Below are 19,457 nucleotides of genomic sequence, written 5' to 3'. Positions count from 1 at the left end.
GGTCTCCCTCGGTTGGTTTCTGTTGGATTTGGCTGTGTCGACGGGGCTACATCAGTGCGGGATGCGGGTTGGCGATGCAGCGGTAGAAGGCGCCCACCTTGCGAACGATGAGGATCTGCGCGCCTTCGTCGAAGACTTCGTCGTCCACATCGGGCTCCACCATCAGGTAGTGGGTGCGGCCATGTGTGTCGCGCACGCGGGCCTGGGCGGCCAGGCCCCTGCGCGCGGCGCCCGCAGAGACGACGCCAGGTCGGCCGATGAGCGACATCTCGCTCACGGCCGAGGTTTCGTCGCGCGGGATGATGTGGGCGATGAGCGCGCCCAGGCTGCGCACCGTGGCCATGCCCGGTGCCACGGCCGCAAGGCCTGCGACCCACACCGGCAGGTAAAAGCCCAAGAGGCCGTGCGCCACTTTCTGCAGGCTGTAGCCGAACACGGCGTAGCCCGTGAGGAACAGCACCAGAAGCACCAGCGAGGGCACCTTGCCCAGGTGCAGCCAGCCCAGCACGCGGTCCAGGCCGCTTTCCCCGTGCACGTCCGGCAGCAGGTCATCCAGCCAGTTGCTCGGGCTCAGCGAGATCAGCATGCCCAGCCCTTCGACCAGTGCAATGCCGACGATGAGCGCAAACGCCACGCCGAAGGGCCAGGTCTCCGGGGCGGTGAACAGGCCGACGATCACGGCTTGACGGCCCTCAGCTGCGCCATGCGCTCGGCGATCTTGTTGTCGCGCACCAGGTCATCGAGCTCCTTGAGCTTGGCCGCCTGGTCGAGCGTGTTGCTGCGGTCCGTGCCGGACAGGCCGGTCTGGCGGGCGTAGACGCGGTCGAACGCGCCGGCGACGGCGTCCATGCGCTGGGCCGGGTTGGCGCCGCCGGGCTGCGCAGCGGCGGACGGCACTGCGCTTGCGCGGCTTTTGCGGAAGGCTTCGAGTGCTTCCGTCATCTCGCGCTGCTTGGCCAGCAATGCGGCCACGTAGCCGGTGAGCTCGCTTTCCTGCCGCGCAAGTTCCGCCAGCGTGGTTTCCAGCACGGGGATCTGCGCTTCGATGTCGAGCTGGCGGGCCACTGCAGCGCGCGCCAGGTCTTCGCGGCCGGCGGCCAGGGCCTGCTCGATCTGCTCGCCCAGCTTGCCGTGCTGGCCGTTCAGATTGGCATGCTGCTGCTGGGCCAGGTGCCGGTTGGCGCTGGCCAGGCCCAGTTCGTGGCGTACGTCGCCGATGACGGCGTCGGCCTCGCGCAGCGACTGCTCCATCACGGCCACGGGGGCCTGGTTCTCCAGGTGGTCCACCAGTGCGTGCACGCTGCCGGTGATCACGCGTCCGACGCGGGTCTTGAGGGAATCTGCCATCTCAGGCTCCTTGTGAAAGAGGGGGGTGAATGGTGTGGGCCAGCTCCAGGGTCGCCGCCGCGTGGCGTTGCACGACCGCAGGATCGTACGCGCTGGCCTGGCTCGTGGTGGCCTGGCGCAGCAGCATCTCGCTGAGCGCGAAGCCCCGGCGCACCAGCAGGTCTTCGAGCCGGGCGGCCTCCTGTTCGGACGCCGGGGCATTGCTCACGATGATCGCCAGGCAGGTGGTGACATGGTCCAGCATGGCGTTGAGCACGTCGGAATGCCGCCCCGTCTGCCCTTCGGTGCGCACCAGCGACTCGCGCAGCCGCCCGGTGATGTCGCGCGCCCAGGCATGGGCGGCGACATAGTCCAGCGCCCCGTCATGGTGGCGCTTGAGCTGGCCCAGCAGCACGCGCAGCTTGTCGCTGTTGGTGGTGGCGCCCTCGACCTGCAGCTGCGCCAGCCAGAGGTAGAGGTCGCTCGGTATCCGGGCGGAGAGGGGCTCCATGGTGGTGGGCGTTGCGGGCATGGTGTGAAACCTCAGGCTGTGTTGGATGCAATAGTATTCATTTGAATTCAAATGTCAACGGATTTGCAATGCGGTGGGTTTTCTCCAAATTGTTGGGGCGGTATATGGCACCGTCCCGAGTCCGGCCATGGATTCGCGATAAAAATAGCGGATGAGCTCAACGTTCCCGCATTCCCTCTACGCCCAGCGCCGCGCGCGCCTTGCTGCCCAGTTGGGCGCCGACGGCATCGCCATCATCCCCACGGCGCCCGAGCGGCCGCGCAACCGGGATACGGACTTCCTGTTCCGGCACGACAGCTACTTCTACTACCTCACCGGTTTCATCGAGCCCGGCGCCTGTCTGGTGGTGGCGGCGGATGGCCGCAGCACGCTGTTTTGCCAACCGAAGGACCTGGAGCGTGAGATCTGGGACGGCTACCGGCTGGGCCCCGCGGCGGCACCGGGCACACTCGGCGTGGATGCGGCGCATTCCATCGCCGAGCTCGATGCCAAGCTGCCCCGGCTGCTGGAGAACCGCAGTTGCGTGTGGTACCCCTTTGCCACGCACGCCGGCTTGGCGGCGCGGGTGGAGGGGTGGCTGAACGCGGTGCGGGCGCGGGTGCGCTACGGCGCGCTGTGCCCGGCCGAGCAGAACGATGTGTGCACGCTGCTCGACGAGATGCGGCTCATCAAGGATGCGCACGAGCAGGACATCATGCGCCGCGCCAGCGACATCAGCGCCAGGGCGCACATCCGCGCGATGCAGCGCTCGGCCCGCATGCTGCGCGCGGGGCAGGACGTGCGCGAATACCACCTGGATGCCGAGCTGCTGCACGCGTTCCGCGACGAGGGCTCGCAGTACCCGGCGTACAGCTCCATCGTGGCGGCCGGGGCCAACGCCTGCGTGCTGCACTACCGCGCTGACGCCGCCCCGGTGCGCGACGGCGAGCTGGTGCTGATCGACGCGGGTTGCGAGCTCGACGGCTACGCCAGCGACATCACACGCACCTTCCCGGCCAACGGCCGCTTCACCGGGCCGCAGCGCGCGCTGTACGACCTGGTGCTGGCCAGCCAGGACGCGGCCGTGGCGGCCACCAAGGCGGGCGCGCGCTTCAACGACCCGCACGACGCCACCGTGGCGGTGCTGGCGCAGGGCATGCTGGACCTGGGCCTGCTGGACCGCAACAAGGTGGGCACCGCGCAGGACGTGATCGACACGCGCGCGTACTTCCAGTTCTACATGCACCGCACAGGCCACTGGCTGGGCATGGATGTGCACGACTGCGGCAGCTATGTGGAGCCCGGCGAGGTGGGGCAGGTGAGCGAGCGCAAGGACCCGCTCTCGGGCGAGACCATCACCAACCGGCCCAGCCGCGTGCTGCGCCCAGGCATGGTGCTGACCATCGAGCCCGGCATCTACGTGCGCCCGGCCGACGGGGTGCCCGCACAGTTCCACAACATCGGCATCCGCATCGAGGACGATGCGATCGTCAATGACGCTGGCTGCGAGCTGATCACCCGCGGCGTTCCGGTGAAGGCCGACGAGATCGAAGCGCTGATGCGCGACGGTGCGTGAACCCGCAACCTCCCGGCAGCACCGCGCACGGCGCCGAGCCGACGCATACCTCGCAGCCGTCTTCAAAAGCCGCCAGGTGGCGGCTGGCGGGAGCCCTGTGGCTGCTGGGCCTACCTGGCGTAGTGGCCGTGGTGTGGGCGCTTCTGCCGCCCCTCGCCGCCAACGCGGCGATGTTTCCGCTGCCGCTGTGGGCCATCGTGCTGCTCAGCGGGCTGCAGACCGCGGTGCTGCTGGCGTTGGCCGTGGGCGTGGGCGTGTGGCTGGCGCCGCGAGTCGGGCTGGCAGCACCGGCAGTATCGGCATGGCTGGTCGGGCAACCCGTGGGCCCGGTGCTGCGCGCGCAGTGGCTGCCAGGCGTGCTGGGCGGTTTGGCAGGCGCCACCTGGCTCTGGGCGCTGTCGCGGCTGGCACCTGAGGCGCTGAAACCGTCGGACCCGGGCAGTGCGATGCCCCTGGTGGTCAAGCTGCTGTACGGCGGTGTGACCGAAGAGCTGCTGGTGCGCTGGGGCGTGATGACGCTAATGCTGTGGCTGGGCTGGCGCCTGGCGCAGCGCGGCAAGGGCCGACCGGGCGCCGGCGTGGTCGGTGTTGCGGTGGTTGTCAGCGCACTGCTGTTTGCCTTGGGCCACCTGCCTGCGGCGCAGGCCATGGCGGGGGCGCTGACCCTGCCGGTCGTCGCCTTCGTGCTGGTGGGCAACGTGGCCTTCGGCCTGGTGGCGGGCTGGCTGTTTGCGCGCCGGGGCCTGGAGGCCGCGCTCATCGCGCATGTGCTGGCTCATCTGCTCTCGCACCCGCTGCTGTAACTCCGCACGACCCCGCTGAGGTTGCCGGGAGGTAACTCGCATGTAACCGCTTCGTGTGAGAATTGAAATTCGATTACATCCGCCACGCACAGAAAGAGACAAGCCCATGCCCAGTACCCGCCGCGCCACCAAGATTGTTGCCACCCTGGGCCCCGCATCGAGCGACCCGGCACTGCTGGAGGCCATGATCCGCGCGGGCGTGAACGTGGTACGGCTGAACTTCAGCCACGGCAAGGCGCAGGACCACATCGACCGCGCCGCCACCGTGCGCGCTGCCGCCCAGCGCGCAGGCCGCGAGGTCGCCATCATGGCCGACCTGCAGGGCCCCAAGATCCGCGTGGGCAAGTTCGCGGAAGGCAAGGTGCAGCTCGAGCACGGCGCCAAGTTCGTGCTCGATGCATCGCGCACCGAGCCGGGAGACATCGACGGCGTGGGCCTGGACTACAAGGAGCTGCCCCGCGATGTGCGGGCGGGCGACCTGCTGCTGCTCAACGACGGCCTGATCGTACTCACGGTGGATGCGGTGCGTGGGGAAGAAGTGCACACCACCGTCAAGGTGGGTGGCGAGCTGTCCAACAACAAGGGCATCAACAAGAAGGGCGGAGGCCTCACGGCGCCGGCCCTCACGGCCAAGGACATGGAGGACATCCGCACGGCGATGAGCTTCCAGGCCGACTACGTGGCCGTGAGCTTTCCCAAGAACGCAACCGACATGGAGATGGCGCGCCAGCTGTGCAACGTGGCGGCGTCCGAGTACCGCCACAAGCCCGGGCTGATCGCCAAGATCGAGCGCGCTGAAGCCATCCCGCACCTCGAATCCATCCTGCGCGTGAGCGACGGCATCATGGTGGCGCGCGGCGACCTGGCCGTGGAAGTGGGCAACGCGGCGGTGCCGGCGCTGCAAAAGAAGATGATCCGCATGGCGCGCGAGCTGGACAAGGTGGTGATCACCGCCACGCAGATGATGGAGAGCATGATCACCAACCCCGTGCCCACGCGCGCCGAGGTGAGCGACGTGGCCAATGCGGTGCTGGACGGCACCGACGCCGTGATGCTCAGCGCCGAGACGGCTGCAGGCCGCTACCCGCTGGAGACCGTGGAAGAAATGGCCACGATCTGCGCCGCTGCCGAGGCGGCCGAGGACCACCAGCTTGATGCTGACTTCACGGGACAGACCTTTGGGCGCATCGACCAGTCCATTGCCATGGGCGCTCTTTTCACGGCCCACCACCTGGGGGCCAAGGCCATCGTGGCCATGACCGACAGCGGTGCCACGGCCCTGTGGATGAGCCGCCACAGCATAGACATCCCGATCTATGCGCTGACGCCCAAGGTGGCGACTCAGCGCAAGATGGCCATGTACCGCAACGTGCGCCCGCTGCTCATGGACACCAGCGCCGACCGCGACACCGCGCTGGAGCAGGCCGAACGCCACCTGAAGAGCCGCAACATCGTGCAAAAGGGCGACGTTTATGCCATCACCTGTGGCGAGCCCATGGGCGCGCCGGGCGGCACGAACATGCTGAAGATCTGCGTGGCTGGCTGATGCCTCTCAGGGGGCGGGCGTGGCCGCGAGGCGCTCGCCCGTCCGGGGCGCCAGGCGTGGACGCAATGCGTCCGCTGCCAGGTCGCAAGCCCATCCGGTGGTCCAGCACAGCCAGCCGGTCCACAGGGTGTGGCTCATGAAGTGGGCGCCGCGCATCTGCTGGGCGCCGCCCAGCACGAAACCGGCCGCCACGGCCGTGCCCAGCCACCAGCGGGCGGCACCCGGCGCCGTGCGGCGCAGCGCGAAGTACCCGCCGAGAAATGCGAAGCCCGCCGACGCGTGGCCTGCCGGAAAGCAGCGGCCGCTGCCGCCATCGAGCGTGCCCAGTGCCCAATGCGAGGCATAGCGCGCAACGCCCCCGAACTCCGCCAGATCCCACGGGCAACTGGTGTGGCTGAGGTTCTTGACCATGCTGACCACCGCCAGCGCGAGCAGTGCACTTGCCACGATCTGTAGACGCCCGGCCACGTCCAGCCGCCGCAGAATGCCCTGCGGCCACCACACGCCCAGCGTCAGCACCAGCGCCAGCAGCCACGCCAGGTAACGCGCGCCCTCGTGCAGCACCTGTACCAGCAGCCAGTGGTCCCGCAGTGGAAATCCGGTGCCTAAACCGAACAGGTGGGCCGCCGGCAGGTCCTGCCCGGCCGCATCCCAGGCCACCACACAGGCGAGCGCCGCCAGCGTCCACCACAGGGCGTGCAGATGGCGTGAAGGGGGCGCGGGCGGTCGGAGCGTGGTGAGGTGCATGGGCGCACGATAGGCGGGCGCACTTAACTCCGTCTTAATGCCTGCCCGAAAGACCCGCTGGCCCGGCGACAATGGCTGCATGCGAATCCTTGTGGTCGAAGACGATGCAGGCATTGCCAGCGGCCTGCGCACCAACCTTCAGCAGCGTGGCTATGCCGTGGATGTGTGCGACGGGGTCGCCGCGGCGTGGAGTGCCTTGCGGGCAGAGCGTTTCGATGCCGTGCTGCTGGACCTGGGGCTGGCGGACGGCGACGGAAGCGAGCTGCTGCAGCGGTTGCGGCTCAGCCCCGCAGCCGACAGCCCGCTGCAGACCGCGTTGCCAGACCCGGCCACCCCCGTGCTGATCGTCACTGCGCGCGACCAGGTCCACGAGCGCATCGCCGGATTGGACCAGGGCGCCGACGACTACCTGGCCAAACCCTTCGATGTCGATGAGCTCGATGCCCGCTTGCGGGCGCTGCTGCGGCGTGCGGCGGGCAGAGCGTCGCCCACCATCCGCTACGGCGAGATCGAGGTGGACCCTGCGGCGCGCACGGTGCGTCGGCAGGGGCGGCCGGTGGAGATGTCGCCGCGCGAGTTCTCGGTGCTGCTGGTGCTGCTGCAGGCCCGGGGCCGCGTGCTGTCACGTGCGCAGATCGAGGAGGGGCTGTACAGCTGGGACGCGGCCATCGAGAGCAACGCGGTGGAGGTACATATCCACCACCTGCGCCGCAAGCTGGGCGCCACCTGCATCCAGACCATGCGCGGCGTCGGCTACTTCATGCCGCAGGAATCGTTGTGACCGCCCCCGAACCCACAGGCCCCGTGGTGCCGGCTCGCCGCGCGTCGCTCACCCGGCAGCTGCTTCTGTGGTCGCTGGGCGCGTTGGTGCTGGTGTGGGCCAGCTTCGTGGTGATGGGCTACAAGACGGGCGTTCACGAGGCCGACGAGCTCACCGACGGCCACCTGGCCAGCGTCGCTGCGCTGCTGCTCAACCTGCGCGCTAGCGAGGCCATGCAGGAGCCGCAGCTCACCCAGCGCGCGCCCACGCCCTGGCTCAAGTCGCACGACTACCAGCAGTCGCTCAGCGTGGTGCAGTGGGATGCGCAGGGACGTCTGCTGCACCACACGGGCGCTGCGCCGCTGCCGCCCTTCAGCGGCGACGACGGGTTTGCCAACATCTCGCTGGGCCCCCAGGCCACTGCATGGCGCAGCTTCTCGCAGTGGGACTCGGCGCGCACCCGCAGGATCACCGTGCTGCTGGAGCTGAGCGAGCGCGACGATCTGGCGGAGGACATTGCCGAGCAGATGATCGAGCCGGGGTTGTGGCTGCTTCCCGTGGTGTCGCTGGCGCTCGGCCTGGCATTGTGGCGGGGGCTGCGGCCGCTGTACGCACTGTCTGCCGATGTCGCGGCGCTGGACCCCGCCAGTACGCAGCGCCTGGCCTCGCGCCATGCGTGGAGCGAGTTCGAGTCGGTGGTGGCGTCCATCAACACGTTGCTGGACCGCCAACAGGCCGCGATGGTGCGTGAGCGGCGCCTGGCCAACGAGGTGGCGCACGAACTGCGCACCCCGCTGTCCTCCATCGCCCTGCAGGCCAGCGCGCTGGCCGGCGACCTCGATGCGCAGGCTCGGCAGCAGGCCATTGCGCGCATCGGCGAGGACGCCTTGCGGGCGGGCCATGTGCTCAACCAGTTGCTGGCACTGGCGCGGGCGAGCCGGGCCGAACTGCACGAGGCCAAGGCGCCCGTGGACCTGGGAGCACTGGCCCGCAGTGTGTGCGCGGACTATGCCCAGGCGGCCTGGCAGCGTGGCGACGAGGTCGCGCTGTCGGCCCCGCCGTCACTGGTGGTGCGCGGGCACGCGGTGCTGCTGGAGATCGCCTTGCGCAACCTGGTGGAAAACGCGCTCAAGCACACGCCTGAAGGCACCAGCATCGCGGTGCAGTTGGGCGTGGACGGTGTGGGCAGCGCATGGTTGCAGGTCAGCGACGATGGCGGCCGCAGTGGCGCCGATGGTGGAACGCAAGCCGCGGCGGTCCCCCGGGACAGCCTGCATCTGGGCCACGAAATCCTGCGGCGCGTGGCCGATATCCATGGTGGCCACTTTGCCAAGGCCCAGGCCCACGCCCCCTTTACCACCTGCTATCGGTTGGATTTGTCGGAAACCCCTGTCACTCCGGCCGGTTAAAATTAGGAGTTACCAAGCGGTTACCACCGCCAGGCACCCCATCGGGCCCTACCAGGCTGACTGCGATTCCTCACCAACTTCCACGGACACCACGACCATGCCTCTCGTTTCGATGCGCGAACTGCTCGACCATGCCGCCGCCCACAGCTACGGCATCCCTGCCTTCAACGTCAACAACCTGGAACAGGTCCAGGCCGTGATGGCGGCCGCTGACGAAGTGGGCGCTCCGGTCATCCTGCAGGCCAGCGCCGGCGCGCGCAAGTACGCGGGCGAGCCTTTCATCAAGCACCTGATCCAGGCCGCCGTCGAAGCCTTCCCGCACATCCCGCTGGTCATGCACCAGGACCACGGCACCTCGCCCAAGATCTGCGCGGGCGCCATCGACCTGGGCTTCGGCTCGGTGATGATGGACGGCTCGCTCATGGAAGACGGCAAGACGCCTTCGTCCTTCGAATACAACGTGGAAGTGACCCGCAAGGTCGTCGAGATGGCCCACAAGGTCGGCGTGACGGTGGAAGGCGAACTGGGCTGCCTGGGCAACCTCGAAACCGGTGAAGCCGGCGAGGAAGACGGCATCGGCGCCGACGTGAAGCTCGACCACAGCCAGATGCTGACCGACCCTGAAGAGGCCGCCACTTTCGTCAAGGCCACGCAGCTCGATGCCCTGGCCATCGCCATCGGCACCAGCCACGGCGCCTACAAGTTCAGCCGCAAGCCCACGGGCGACATCCTGGCCATCAGCCGTGTGAAGGAAATCCACCAGCGCATTCCCAATACCCACCTGGTGATGCACGGCTCCTCGTCGGTGCCCGCCGAACTGCTGGCCATCATCAACCAGTACGGCGGCAAGATGAAGGAAACCTACGGCGTGCCCGTCGAGGAAATCCAGGAAGCCATCAAGTACGGCGTGCGCAAGATCAACATCGACACCGACATCCGACTGGCAATGACGGGCGCGGTGCGCAAGTTCCTGGCCGAGAACCCCGACAAGTTCGACGCCCGCGAATGGCTCAAGCCCGCGCGTGAAGCCGCCAAGTTGGTTTGCAAGCAGCGTTACCTGGAGTTCGGCTGCGAAGGCCAGGGCGCCAAGATCAAGGGCCACAGCCTGCAGGACGTGGCCCGGCAGTACGCATCTGGCGCGCTGGCCCAGGTGGTGAACTGATCGTCAGGTTCCGCTCCTTGTGAGAAGCCCGGTTGCAGTAGCCTCCGGGCTTTTCTTTTTTGGTGCATGGCGCCGCGCCTTCGGGGGCCTGCTGGAGAGTTTCCTCTACATCTCTCCTGCGCGACAGCCATGTGAAATTCTTCATGTAAGCTCGCGGTCAGTTTGCCCGGGCGGGCGCCGTAGAAAGTGTCTGAACCTTTTTCTATGACTTTGATGATTTCCAAGTTCCGGTGTCTTTTGCCCTGCGCCATGGCGGTGACGATGGTGGCATGCGCACCCCTGACCGTGCCACCGCGCGAGGAGTACCCGGTGGGCCGTGCGCGCCTGGTCATGCCTTCCGATGCGTGGCAGGACCTGGGCGCCACCGAGGAGATCGTGGATCGCTCGCTGTTGCAGACCCGGGCGGTAGGTTTGCGCGACGCGCAGGGGGCTTGGCTGGCGGTGGTGCGGGTGCAGACCAACCGCGACGGCCGCCTGAGCGGGTCCGCACCCTGGTTTGGGGCCTGCCCGCCCCAGGACAACGTGGCAGTGCAGGATGCCGCAGCAAGCAGCCCTGTGCGAATGGACTGCCTGCGCTTGAAGCGCTGGGCCAGCAGCGCCCAGTGGCTCGACAAGAACCGGCCCGGTTTCGCCCGGTGGCTGGCCGGGCAGCAGATCGCCGTGGCCCAGCCGTATCTCCATGTGGGCTACTGGTATGCCACGGCCGGTGGGGCCACCGTCGTGGTGGATGCGCTGGTGGACCAGCGCCTGCTCATTCCACGCGCCCGCAACAATGAAGAGTTCATGGCAGCCGGACTGCCTGCGCGGCAGTGGGCCCGGGAGCTGTCCCAGGCTGCACGACTGAGCATCGGCATGATGGATGGCTATCTGGCGGTGCCGCCATTCCCGCTGACAGACACCGCACTGAGGAACTAGGCGGCGCGGACATTTCCGCGCTGCAGGGCCAAGAGACAACACAACAAACGCAAGAGAGGGAAGTCGACATGGGCGTAATCCTGCAGATCCTGGGGCTCATCATCACCTTCACCATGGCGATGGAGGCCCTGCGGCGCTTTGGCATCGATGTGGGTTGGCTCAATCCGTTGACGTTCTTTCGGCGCCGAGCCTGGGCCAAGAAGGTCACGACGCCCCCGCTGTATACGCTGGAACACCCGGTCGACGTGGTGGCCGTCATGGCGCTGGCCATGGTGCAGGCGACGGGCGCCGTGACCGTGGAGCAGAAAGCGGGCGTGCTGGCCCTGCTGCGCCAGCATCTGGGCCTGAGCGAGCCCGATGCGAACAACCTTTGGCTCGCCAGCTCCCACATGCTGCGCAACCGCGCCCTGGCGCCCGGCGAGGTGCCTGCCGTGCTGGAGCGCAGTGCGGAGAAGTTCACCGACTACCACCTGGAGACGCTGCGCTCCGTGATGCAGGGGGCCGCGCAGATCGTGCCCCCGGCCAGTGCAGCGCAGACGCAACTGCTGGAGGCGGTGGACACCTATTTCGCCAAGCGGCGGGCCGCCGCACGCCCCTGGGCCGGCTGACGCGCGCCGGTATCGCGGGCGCTGGCAGAACGATTACGACACTCGAGGAGACACTCATGCAGACAAGCCCCCCACCGCCATCGCAGCGCATCGGCGTCCCCCGGGAGATCTTCCCGGGCGAGAAGCGTGTCGCCACCGTGCCCGATGTGGTCGAGAAGCTGATCAAGCTCGGTTTCTCGGTTGCTGTCGAATCGGGGGCGGGCGAGGCGGCCAACTTCAGCGACGACGCTTACCGCGCCGCGGGCGCGCAGGTGCTGCCCGATGCAGCGGCGCTGTGGGGGGCCAGCGACATCGTCTTCAAGGTGCGCCCGCCCACCAGCGCGGAAGTGGCGGCGATGCGTGAGGGCACGACGCTCATCGACTTCATCTGGCCTGCCCAGAACCCCGACCTGATGCAGCAGCTCGCGGCGCGCAACGCCACCGTGCTCGCCATCGACTGCCTGCCGCGCACGCTGTCTCGCGCCCAGAAGATGGATGCGCTCACTTCCACTGCGGGGGTCAGCGGCTATCGCGCCGTCATCGAGGCGGCCAACGCTTTCGGCCGTTTCTTCAATGGCCAGATCACGGCCGCGGGCAAGGTGCCGCCGGCCAAGGTGTTCATCGCGGGCGCTGGCGTCGCGGGCCTGGCCGCCATCGGCACGGCCGCCAATTTGGGCGCCATCGTGCGTGCCAACGACACGCGCGCCGAAGTGGCCGACCAGGTCAAGTCGCTCGGCGGTGAGTTCGTCAAGGTGGACTACGAGGAAGAGGGCTCGGGCGGCGGCGGCTACGCCAAGGTCATGAGCGAGGGCTTCCAGGCCGCGCAGCGCAAGATGTATGCACAGCAGGCCCAGGACGCGGACATCATCATCACCACCGCGCTGATCCCCGGCAAGCCCGCGCCCAAGCTCATCACCGCCGAGATGGTGCAGAGCATGAAGCCCGGCAGCGTGATCGTGGACATGGCCGCCGAGCAGGGCGGCAACTGCGAGCTGACCGTGCCCGGCGAGGCGGTGGTGCGCCATGGCGTGACCATCGTTGGCTACACCGACCTGGCCTCGCGCCTGGCCAAGCAGTCGTCCACGCTGTACGCCAACAACCTGCTGCGCCTGACGGAAGAGCTGTGCAAGGCCAAGGACGGCGTGGCCGTGGTCAACATGGAGGACGATGCCATCCGCGGTCTCACCGTGGTCAAGGACGGCGCCATCACCTGGCCCGCCCCGCCGCTCAAGCAGGCCGCCGCACCCGCACCCAAGGCCGCCGCAGCGCCCGTGGAGCAAAAGAAGAGCAGCCACGGCCATGGCGCCAGCGCGCCGCTTCCGGCCAAGACGCTGGCGATCCTTTTCGCCGTTGCTGCCGTGGCCTTCTGGTTCATCGGCGCCTATGCGCCTGCCGCGTTCCTCGGCCACTTCACAGTGTTCGTGCTGGCCTGCTTCATCGGCTACATGGTGGTGTGGAACGTCACGCCCGCGCTGCACACGCCCCTGATGAGCGTGACCAACGCCATCTCCAGCATCATCGCCATCGGCGCGCTGGTGCAGATCGCGCCGCCCGAGGCGGGGGTGAACGGGCGCCCCGACGGGCTCATCCTCTGGCTGGCCTTTGCCGCCACCGTGCTCACGGCCATCAACATGTTCGGCGGCTTTGCTGTAACGCGCCGCATGCTCGCGATGTTCCGCAAGTAACACACGACAACAAGAACGACGAGGAGCACAGAACATGTCCCAAAGCCTTGCCACCGTTGCCTACCTGGGCGCGGCCATTCTTTTCATCCTGAGCCTGGGCGGGCTCTCCAACCCCGAGACATCGCGCAGGGGCAACCTGTTCGGCATGATCGGCATGGGCCTGGCCGTGCTGGCCACCGTGTTCGGCCCGCGGGTCAGCGCTTCGGGCGTGGCCTGGATCGTCGGCGCGCTGGTGATTGGCGGCGGCATCGGCCTGTACGCGGCCAGGGTCGTGAAGATGACCCAGATGCCCGAGCTGGTGGCGCTCATGCACAGCCTGGTGGGCCTGGCGGCCTGCCTGGTGGGCTTCGCCAGCTACGTCGATACGTCCATCCAGCTGCAGGGCGCGGAAAAGGCCATTCACGAGGTCGAGATCTACGTCGGCATCCTTATCGGCGCGGTCACCTTCAGCGGGTCGCTCATCGCGTTCGGCAAGCTCAACGGCAAGATCGGCGGCAAGCCGCTGCTGCTGCCCGGGCGGCACTGGCTCAACCTGGCGGCCCTGCTGGTGGTGATCTGGTTCGGGCGCGAGTTCCTGCGCGCCGAGACCGTGGAGCAGGGCATGCTTCCCCTGGTCGTGATGACGGTGATCGCCTTGCTTTTCGGCATCCACATGGTCATGGCCATCGGCGGGGCCGACATGCCGGTGGTGGTGTCCATGCTCAACAGCTACTCGGGCTGGGCGGCGGCGGCCACGGGCTTCATGCTCAGCAACGACCTGCTCATCGTGACCGGCGCGCTCGTGGGCTCTTCGGGCGCCATCCTGAGCTACATCATGTGCCAGGCCATGAACCGCAACTTCATCAGCGTGATCGCGGGCGGCTTCGGCTCCGGCGCGGGCACGCCGGCCAAGAAGGGTGACGCGGCAGAACCGCAGGGCGAGGCGGTGCCCGTCAGCGCCGCCGAAACGGCCGAGATGCTGCGCGACGCCAAGAGCGTCATCATCGTGCCCGGCTATGGCATGGCCGTGGCCCAGGCCCAGCACACGGTGTACGAAATCACCCGCACCCTGCGCGACAAGGGCGTGGACGTGCGCTTTGCGATCCACCCGGTGGCCGGCCGCATGCCCGGCCACATGAACGTGCTGCTGGCCGAGGCCAAGGTGCCCTACGACATCGTGATGGAGATGGACGAGATCAACGCGGACTTCCCCGATGCCGACGTGGCCATGGTCATCGGCGCCAACGACATCGTGAACCCCAGCGCCCTGGACGACCCCACCAGCCCCATCGCCGGCATGCCGGTCCTGGAGGTGTGGAAGGCCAAGACCTCCATCGTGATGAAGCGCTCCATGGCGTCGGGCTATGCCGGGGTGGACAACCCCCTGTTCTACAAGGACAACAACCGCATGCTGTTCGGCGACGCGAAGAAAATGCTCGACGAAGTGCTCACCACCCTCAAGGGCTGACGGGCATAATTCCCGTGCGAAAAAAGCACGACCGTGCGGAGGGAGCCGGCACGGTTTTCATGATCACCATAAAACTGACCAGGAGACAACGCAAATGACCGATCGCCCGTGGCTGGCTGCCTACCCTCAGGGGGTTCCTGCCGACATTGACATCTCGCAGTACGCCTCTCTCGTTGCCTTGATGGACGAGGCTTTCAAGAAGTACGCAGACCGCGTGGCCTACAGCTTCATGGGCAAGGACGTGACCTACGCCCAGACCGACTCGCTCTCCAGCGCCTTCGCGGCCTACCTGCAGGGCCTGGGGCTGGTCAAGGGCGACCGCGTGGCGATCATGATGCCCAACGTGCCGCAGTACCCCGTCACCGTGGCGGCCATCCTGCGCGCCGGCTTCGTGGTGGTCAACGTGAACCCGCTGTACACCCCGCGCGAGCTGGAGCACCAGCTCAAGGACTCCGGCGCGAAGGCCATCGTCATCATCGAGAACTTCGCGAACACGCTGCAAAGCTGCATCGCCAACACGCCGGTCAAGCACGTGGTGCTGTGCGCCATGGGCGACCAGCTGGGCCTGCTCAAGGGCGCGCTGGTCAACTACGTGGTGCGCAACGTCAAGAAGATGGTGCCGGCCTACAACCTGCCCGGCGCCGTGCGCTTCAATGACGCGGTGGCCCAGGGCACGCGCGGAACCCTGAAAAAGCCGGACATCAAGCCCGACGACATCGCGCTGCTGCAGTACACCGGCGGCACCACGGGCGTGAGCAAGGGCGCGGTGCTGCTGCACCGCAACGTGATTGCCAACGTGCTGCAGTCCGAGGCCTGGAACGACCCGGTCATGAAGAAGGTGCCGGCGGGCGAGCAGCAAACCAGCATCTGCGCGCTGCCGCTGTACCACATCTTCGCTTTCACCGTGAACATGATGCTGTCCATGCGCACGGGCGGCAAGACCATCCTGATCCCGAACCCGCGCGATCTGCCTGCGGTGCTCAAGGAACTGTCCAAGCACACCTTCCACAGCTTCCCGGCCGTGAACACGCTGTTCAACGGCCTGGCCAACCACCCGGACTTCAACACCGTCAACTGGAAGAACCTCAAGGTCTCGGTGGGCGGCGGCATGGCCGTGCAGGGCGCCGTGGCCAAGCTGTGGCTGGAGAAGACGGGCTGCCCGATTTGCGAAGGCTACGGCCTGTCGGAGACCAGCCCCTCCGTCAGCTGCAACCCCGTGACGGCCACCGAGTACACCGGCACCATCGGCGTACCCATTCCCGGCACCCTCATGAAGCTGCTGGACGACGAGGGCCGCGATGTGACCACCATCGGCCAGCCCGGCGAGATCGCCATCAAGGGCCCGCAGGTGATGGCCGGCTACTGGCAGCGCCCGGACGAGACGGCCAAGGTCATGACCGAGGACGGCTACTTCAAGTCCGGTGACATCGGCGTGATGGACGAGCGCGGCTACTTCAAGGTCGTGGACCGCAAGAAGGACATGGTGCTGGTGTCGGGCTTCAACGTCTACCCCAACGAGGTCGAGGACGTGGTCGCGCAGATGCCTGGCGTTCTCGAATGCGCTGTGGTGGGCGTGCCCGACGAGAAGACCGGCGAGGCCGTGAAGCTCGTCATCGTGAAGAAGGACCCTGCGCTCACTGAAGCCCAGGTCAAGGAGTTCTGCCGGGCCGAGCTGACCGGCTACAAGCAGCCCCGCGTGATCGAGTTCCGCACTGAGCTGCCCAAGACCCCCGTGGGCAAGATCCTGCGTCGCGAGCTGCGCGACAAGAAGTAAAAACCCCGCTCAACAGTCCCGCCCCCGTGACCCGGGGCGGCCACCAGGCGGCCTCGGCCGCCTTTGTTTTGATCCCCTGGGAATTCCAAGCCATGAGCACCGCCATCCTCAGCGCCCTTCCCGAAGAACAGGCCGGGCTGGTCCACGCGTTGCAGCACCCCCAGCGCATCACCCGCGCCGGCCGCTCGTTCTGGCGCGGCGAGTTGCACGGGCGGTCTGTCGTGCTGGCGCTCTCGGGCATCGGCAAGGTGGCGGCGGCCACGACGGCCACGGCGCTCATCGAGCATTTCGGCGTCGCGCGCATCGTGTTCACCGGCGTGGCGGGCGGGCTGGGCGACGCAGTGCGCGTGGGCGACGTGGTGGTAGCGCAGACGTACCTGCAGCACGACATGGACGCCTCGCCCCTGTTTCCGCGCTGGGAGCTGCCCGGCTACGCACGGTCGCTGCTGGAATGCGATGCGAATCTTTCTGCTCTGCTTTTGATAGCTGCTCGCGATTGTGTATCAAGCGATAGCGGTCAGTCTGGCTCTTCGTCGGTGCCCCGCAGCGCGCACAAGGGCCTGATAGCCAGCGGCGACCGCTTCGTCTCCAGCGCCCACGAGTCCCTGAGCCTGCGCGACGCCCTGCGCGCCGCCGGCCACGAGGTGCTGGCGGTTGAAATGGAGGGCGCCGCCGTCGCCCAGGTCTGCCGCGACTACGACATCCCCTTCGCCGCCGCCCGCACCATCTCCGACCGCGCCGACGACACCGCCCACGTCGATTTCCCCCAGTTCATCCAAACCGTGGCCAGCCGGTACGCAGAGCACATCGTCGGCAAGTTGCTGCAGTCGCTATGAAATGTGTAGCTACTGGTGCTTTATAGGCAAGCGGTAGAAGGTGTTTTGGCTTAAAAATTGAGTATTTTCATGAGGGGGCGCCGCCGCCTTCATCCAGCAGCCGCCGACCTAGCTCACCCAAGACTCCAGCTAGCCCGCCTGCAGAAGGCACCCCACCGCCGGTACCCCGCCAGAGCGCAGCGAATGGCGCTCCCTGGAAAAAGGGTGCGCCGCCAATTCACCCTCCGCCCTCATCGCCAGCGCCACCGTGGATCCGGCTTCGCCGGTCCACCGGAGGCGTCCCCCCTGGGGGGGGAGGCGCCCAGCGCCACAGGGGGGCTACTTCAACCAGCCGCGTTTGCGGAAGTACCACATGGGCCCGAGCGCACTCGCCAGCATGAGTCCGATCACATACGGATAAGCCGCCGGCCCCAGCAGCTCCAGCTCGGGGAACTTCATGTTCATGCCGTACACGCTCGCGATCAGCGTGGGCGGCAAGAGGGCCACGCTGGCCACCGAGAAGATCTTGATGATCTTGTTCTGGTTGATGTTGATGAAGCCGACCGTGGCGTCCATCAGGAAGTTGATCTTGTCGAACAGAAAAGCGGTGTGGTTGTCCAGCGATTCGATGTCGCGCAGGATCTGGCGGGCTTCCTCGAACTGCTCGGAGTTGAGCATCTTGCTGCGCATCATGAAGCTCACCGCGCGGCGGGTGTCCATCACGTTGCGGCGGATGCGGCCGTTCAAGTCTTCCTGGCGGGCGATGGCGGCCAGCACCTCGCCGGCACGGGCGTCGGTCACGTCGGCGGCCAGCACCTGCTTGCTGACTTTTTCCAGCTCGTCGTAGATGTTCTCCAGCGTGTCGGCCGAGTATTCGGCGTCGGCGTCAAAGAGCTTGAGCAGCACTTCCTTGGCGTCCTCGATCAGCCCCGGCGCGCGGCGTGCGCGCATGCGCAAGAGGCGGAACACCGGCACGTCTTCGTCGTGGATGGAAAACAGCACGCCCCGGCTCTTGAGGTGGGCGTTGTGCTGGTTCAGTATGAAGGCCACACGCACCGAGCGAGGATCTTCGTCGTCGTCGATCAGGAAGTCGCTGCGGATGTGCAGCTCGCCGTTGTCTTCCTCGTAGAAGCGGGCGGATTCCTCGATGTCCTCGTCCATCGCATCCTCCGGGATGGACAGGCCGTAGTGCTGCTTGATCCAGCGTTTTTCTTCGAGTGTGGGGGCTTCCAGGTCCACCCAGATGGGCTGGAAGCGGGTCAGTTCTTCCAGGGATTCGATTTCTTCCTGGACCAGCCGGCCATTGGCGAGCGAAAAGATGTTGAGCATGGGCTCACTCCCTTGTTATGTGGCATCTGCAGCGGTGGGGGTCATGGGGTGCTTTCAAACCCCACGGCGGCAGGCCGGGGAGCTGAAAGCTACCAACTGGGGTAGGTTTCCAAGGAGCTTTCTCCGTCAATCAATAAAAAATGGGCAAGCGGCGGATTATGGCACCGGACCCCTTGCCTGGCCGTGGCGCCGGGTGGCACGGGGCGGTGATTTCATGCGCTGGAGCATGCAGTGAGAGACTCCGCCAGGCGCTGTCCAGTTCCCGCCGCACGTGGGCGGCGCGGCGGGGGGGTCAGGGCGAGGTCAGGCGGCCCGGCGTGTGCGCACGGTGGCCAGCGCGCGGCACAGGTCGGCCCAGGCGGCGGCCTTGATGTCCTGCGAGCGCAGCAGGAAGGCCGGGTCGTACGTCACCACGGCCGGGCAGCCCGCCAGTTGGTGCAACTCGGCGCGCAGGCGCCCCAGGGGCTCGGTGCGGCCAAGGGCGGCACGCGCCGCGATGTGGCCGAGCACCAGCACCATCGCGGGCTGCAGGCGGGCCACGGTTTCGGCCAGGCTTTCGGGAATGGCGTCGGTGCCCGGTGTGCCGGGGGCAGAGCGCTCCAGCGCCGCGATGTAGACGCGCGGGTGCCTGTGCAATTGCATGGCCCGCAGCATGTTGTCCATCAGCTTGCCGGCGTCGCCCGCGAGCGGGTCGGTGGGTGTGGTGCTCTCGGCCACCACGAGCCAACCAGCGCCCAGTTCGGCCGGTGCCTGGGCTGGGTCCGCCTGGGGATAGAGCGCCTGTGCGGCATGCAGCCGCAGCGCGGGCGCGCCCGCGCCGGCCGCTGCGGGCGAAGCCACCGGTGCCGGCGGCGCTGGCGCTGGGTCCGCCCGCACAGCTGCGGGCGCCATGGCCACGGGGGGCGGGGCGGAGACGGGCAGGGCGACGCGGGGCACTGGCGGCACCTGCATCGGTGCGAGCACGGTGGGCGCTGGCCGCGCTGCGTCCGGCGGGCCCCAGACGGTCACGCCCATTTCCTGCAGCATGGCGCGCTGCCGCGCATCGAGGTGGAGACTACTCATGGA

Annotated in this window: 18 protein-coding genes; 12 read left to right on the top strand and 6 right to left on the bottom strand. The window is 67.5% G+C overall.

Annotation, left to right across the window (positions count from 1 at the left end):
* Positions 1 to 46: 46 nt before the first annotated feature.
* From KW835_RS09985 to KW835_RS09975, 3 genes are read right to left on the bottom strand one after another with little or no spacing between them, the layout of a single operon-like run.
* Positions 47 to 679, bottom strand: a complete 633-nt coding sequence (locus KW835_RS09985) for a YqiJ family protein (protein ID WP_218382225.1) — start codon at positions 677 to 679, stop codon at positions 47 to 49.
* Positions 676 to 1,347, bottom strand: coding sequence for a PspA/IM30 family protein (locus KW835_RS09980; RefSeq protein ID WP_218382224.1), 672 nt, complete (start codon positions 1,345 to 1,347; stop codon positions 676 to 678). Before KW835_RS09980 ends, KW835_RS09985 begins: the two co-directional genes overlap by 4 nt.
* A 1-nt stretch (position 1,348) precedes the next feature.
* On the bottom strand, positions 1,349 to 1,858 hold the full coding sequence (locus KW835_RS09975; RefSeq protein ID WP_218382223.1) for a hypothetical protein: 510 nt from the start codon (positions 1,856 to 1,858) through the stop codon (positions 1,349 to 1,351).
* A 151-nt stretch (positions 1,859 to 2,009) separates the two neighbouring features.
* Between KW835_RS09975 and KW835_RS09970 the strand changes: the two genes are divergently transcribed.
* The 3 genes from KW835_RS09970 to pyk all read left to right on the top strand — a co-directional run bounded on the left by KW835_RS09970 (position 2,010) and on the right by pyk (position 5,762).
* Positions 2,010 to 3,413, top strand: a complete 1,404-nt coding sequence (locus KW835_RS09970; protein WP_218382222.1) for an aminopeptidase P N-terminal domain-containing protein — start codon at positions 2,010 to 2,012, stop codon at positions 3,411 to 3,413.
* Positions 3,410 to 4,216 (top strand): type II CAAX prenyl endopeptidase Rce1 family protein, encoded by an 807-nt coding sequence (locus tag KW835_RS09965; protein ID WP_218382221.1) that lies wholly within the window; start codon positions 3,410 to 3,412, stop codon positions 4,214 to 4,216. Before KW835_RS09970 ends, KW835_RS09965 begins: the two co-directional genes overlap by 4 nt.
* Positions 4,217 to 4,322: 106 nt before the next feature.
* Positions 4,323 to 5,762 (top strand): pyruvate kinase, encoded by a 1,440-nt coding sequence (gene pyk, locus KW835_RS09960; RefSeq protein ID WP_218382220.1) that lies wholly within the window; start codon positions 4,323 to 4,325, stop codon positions 5,760 to 5,762.
* A gap of 6 nt (positions 5,763 to 5,768) precedes the next feature.
* Here pyk and KW835_RS09955 read toward each other — a convergent pair whose 3' ends face one another.
* Complete coding sequence (locus KW835_RS09955) at positions 5,769 to 6,509, bottom strand: phosphatase PAP2 family protein (protein WP_218382219.1); 741 nt, start codon at positions 6,507 to 6,509, stop codon at positions 5,769 to 5,771.
* A gap of 79 nt (positions 6,510 to 6,588) precedes the next feature.
* On the opposite strand from KW835_RS09955, the gene KW835_RS09950 reads away from it, so the two are divergent.
* The 9 genes from KW835_RS09950 (at position 6,589) to KW835_RS09910 (ending at position 17,084) form a co-directional block, all read left to right on the top strand.
* Positions 6,589 to 7,290: a response regulator transcription factor gene (locus KW835_RS09950; protein WP_218382218.1), complete on the top strand. Its 702-nt coding sequence runs from the start codon at positions 6,589 to 6,591 to the stop codon at positions 7,288 to 7,290.
* The gene (locus KW835_RS09945; protein ID WP_218382217.1) at positions 7,287 to 8,678 is read left to right on the top strand and encodes a histidine kinase dimerization/phospho-acceptor domain-containing protein; all 1,392 of its coding nucleotides are present in this window, start codon (positions 7,287 to 7,289) and stop codon (positions 8,676 to 8,678) included. Before KW835_RS09950 ends, KW835_RS09945 begins: the two co-directional genes overlap by 4 nt.
* Positions 8,679 to 8,775: 97 nt before the next feature.
* On the top strand, positions 8,776 to 9,840 hold the full coding sequence (fba, locus tag KW835_RS09940; RefSeq protein ID WP_218382216.1) for a class II fructose-bisphosphate aldolase: 1,065 nt from the start codon (positions 8,776 to 8,778) through the stop codon (positions 9,838 to 9,840).
* Between the two features lie 204 nt (positions 9,841 to 10,044).
* Positions 10,045 to 10,755 carry a hypothetical protein gene (locus tag KW835_RS09935; protein WP_218382215.1) on the top strand — a complete coding sequence of 237 codons (711 nt, stop codon included), beginning with the start codon at positions 10,045 to 10,047 and terminating at the stop codon, positions 10,753 to 10,755.
* Between the two features lie 68 nt (positions 10,756 to 10,823).
* Complete coding sequence (locus tag KW835_RS09930; protein ID WP_218382214.1) at positions 10,824 to 11,363, top strand: phenylacetic acid degradation protein; 540 nt, start codon at positions 10,824 to 10,826, stop codon at positions 11,361 to 11,363.
* A gap of 56 nt (positions 11,364 to 11,419) precedes the next feature.
* Positions 11,420 to 13,027: a Re/Si-specific NAD(P)(+) transhydrogenase subunit alpha gene (locus tag KW835_RS09925; RefSeq protein WP_218382213.1), complete on the top strand. Its 1,608-nt coding sequence runs from the start codon at positions 11,420 to 11,422 to the stop codon at positions 13,025 to 13,027.
* 34 nt (positions 13,028 to 13,061) lie between these two features.
* The gene (gene pntB, locus KW835_RS09920; protein WP_218382212.1) at positions 13,062 to 14,474 is read left to right on the top strand and encodes a Re/Si-specific NAD(P)(+) transhydrogenase subunit beta; all 1,413 of its coding nucleotides are present in this window, start codon (positions 13,062 to 13,064) and stop codon (positions 14,472 to 14,474) included.
* Between the two features lie 94 nt (positions 14,475 to 14,568).
* Entirely contained in the window at positions 14,569 to 16,248 is a 1,680-nt protein-coding gene (locus KW835_RS09915; RefSeq protein WP_218382211.1) for a long-chain-fatty-acid--CoA ligase, read from the top strand.
* Between the two features lie 92 nt (positions 16,249 to 16,340).
* The gene (locus tag KW835_RS09910; protein WP_218382210.1) at positions 16,341 to 17,084 is read left to right on the top strand and encodes a 5'-methylthioadenosine/adenosylhomocysteine nucleosidase; all 744 of its coding nucleotides are present in this window, start codon (positions 16,341 to 16,343) and stop codon (positions 17,082 to 17,084) included.
* A gap of 318 nt (positions 17,085 to 17,402) precedes the next feature.
* Here KW835_RS09910 and corA read toward each other — a convergent pair whose 3' ends face one another.
* A complete protein-coding gene (corA, locus tag KW835_RS09905; RefSeq protein WP_218382209.1) occupies positions 17,403 to 18,392 on the bottom strand; it encodes a magnesium/cobalt transporter CorA in 990 nt (329 codons plus the stop codon).
* A gap of 303 nt (positions 18,393 to 18,695) precedes the next feature.
* Positions 18,696 to 19,454 carry a uracil-DNA glycosylase family protein gene (locus tag KW835_RS09900; protein ID WP_255593436.1) on the bottom strand — a complete coding sequence of 253 codons (759 nt, stop codon included), beginning with the start codon at positions 19,452 to 19,454 and terminating at the stop codon, positions 18,696 to 18,698.
* Between the last annotated feature and the right edge of the window lie 3 nt (positions 19,455 to 19,457).

The sequence above is a fragment of the Acidovorax sp. sic0104 genome (assembly GCF_019219095.1).
Taxonomy (GTDB): domain Bacteria; phylum Pseudomonadota; class Gammaproteobacteria; order Burkholderiales; family Burkholderiaceae_C; genus Acidovorax.
Note: the sequence above shows the minus strand (reverse complement) of the source record. Positions and strands in the feature narration are given on the sequence as shown.

Coding starts and splice junctions, on each gene's coding strand:
- KW835_RS09935 (WP_218382215.1), top strand. CDS start 10,045: ATGACTTTGATGATTTCCAAGTTCCGGTGTCTTTTGCCCTGCGCCATG.
- KW835_RS09955 (WP_218382219.1), bottom strand. CDS start 6,509: ATGCACCTCACCACGCTCCGACCGCCCGCGCCCCCTTCACGCCATCTG.
- pyk (WP_218382220.1), top strand. CDS start 4,323: ATGCCCAGTACCCGCCGCGCCACCAAGATTGTTGCCACCCTGGGCCCC.
- KW835_RS09915 (WP_218382211.1), top strand. CDS start 14,569: ATGACCGATCGCCCGTGGCTGGCTGCCTACCCTCAGGGGGTTCCTGCC.
- KW835_RS09980 (WP_218382224.1), bottom strand. CDS start 1,347: ATGGCAGATTCCCTCAAGACCCGCGTCGGACGCGTGATCACCGGCAGC.
- KW835_RS09970 (WP_218382222.1), top strand. CDS start 2,010: ATGAGCTCAACGTTCCCGCATTCCCTCTACGCCCAGCGCCGCGCGCGC.
- KW835_RS09975 (WP_218382223.1), bottom strand. CDS start 1,858: ATGCCCGCAACGCCCACCACCATGGAGCCCCTCTCCGCCCGGATACCG.
- corA (WP_218382209.1), bottom strand. CDS start 18,392: ATGCTCAACATCTTTTCGCTCGCCAATGGCCGGCTGGTCCAGGAAGAA.
- KW835_RS09910 (WP_218382210.1), top strand. CDS start 16,341: ATGAGCACCGCCATCCTCAGCGCCCTTCCCGAAGAACAGGCCGGGCTG.
- fba (WP_218382216.1), top strand. CDS start 8,776: ATGCCTCTCGTTTCGATGCGCGAACTGCTCGACCATGCCGCCGCCCAC.
- KW835_RS09925 (WP_218382213.1), top strand. CDS start 11,420: ATGCAGACAAGCCCCCCACCGCCATCGCAGCGCATCGGCGTCCCCCGG.
- KW835_RS09900 (WP_255593436.1), bottom strand. CDS start 19,454: ATGAGTAGTCTCCACCTCGATGCGCGGCAGCGCGCCATGCTGCAGGAA.
- KW835_RS09930 (WP_218382214.1), top strand. CDS start 10,824: ATGGGCGTAATCCTGCAGATCCTGGGGCTCATCATCACCTTCACCATG.
- KW835_RS09950 (WP_218382218.1), top strand. CDS start 6,589: ATGCGAATCCTTGTGGTCGAAGACGATGCAGGCATTGCCAGCGGCCTG.
- pntB (WP_218382212.1), top strand. CDS start 13,062: ATGTCCCAAAGCCTTGCCACCGTTGCCTACCTGGGCGCGGCCATTCTT.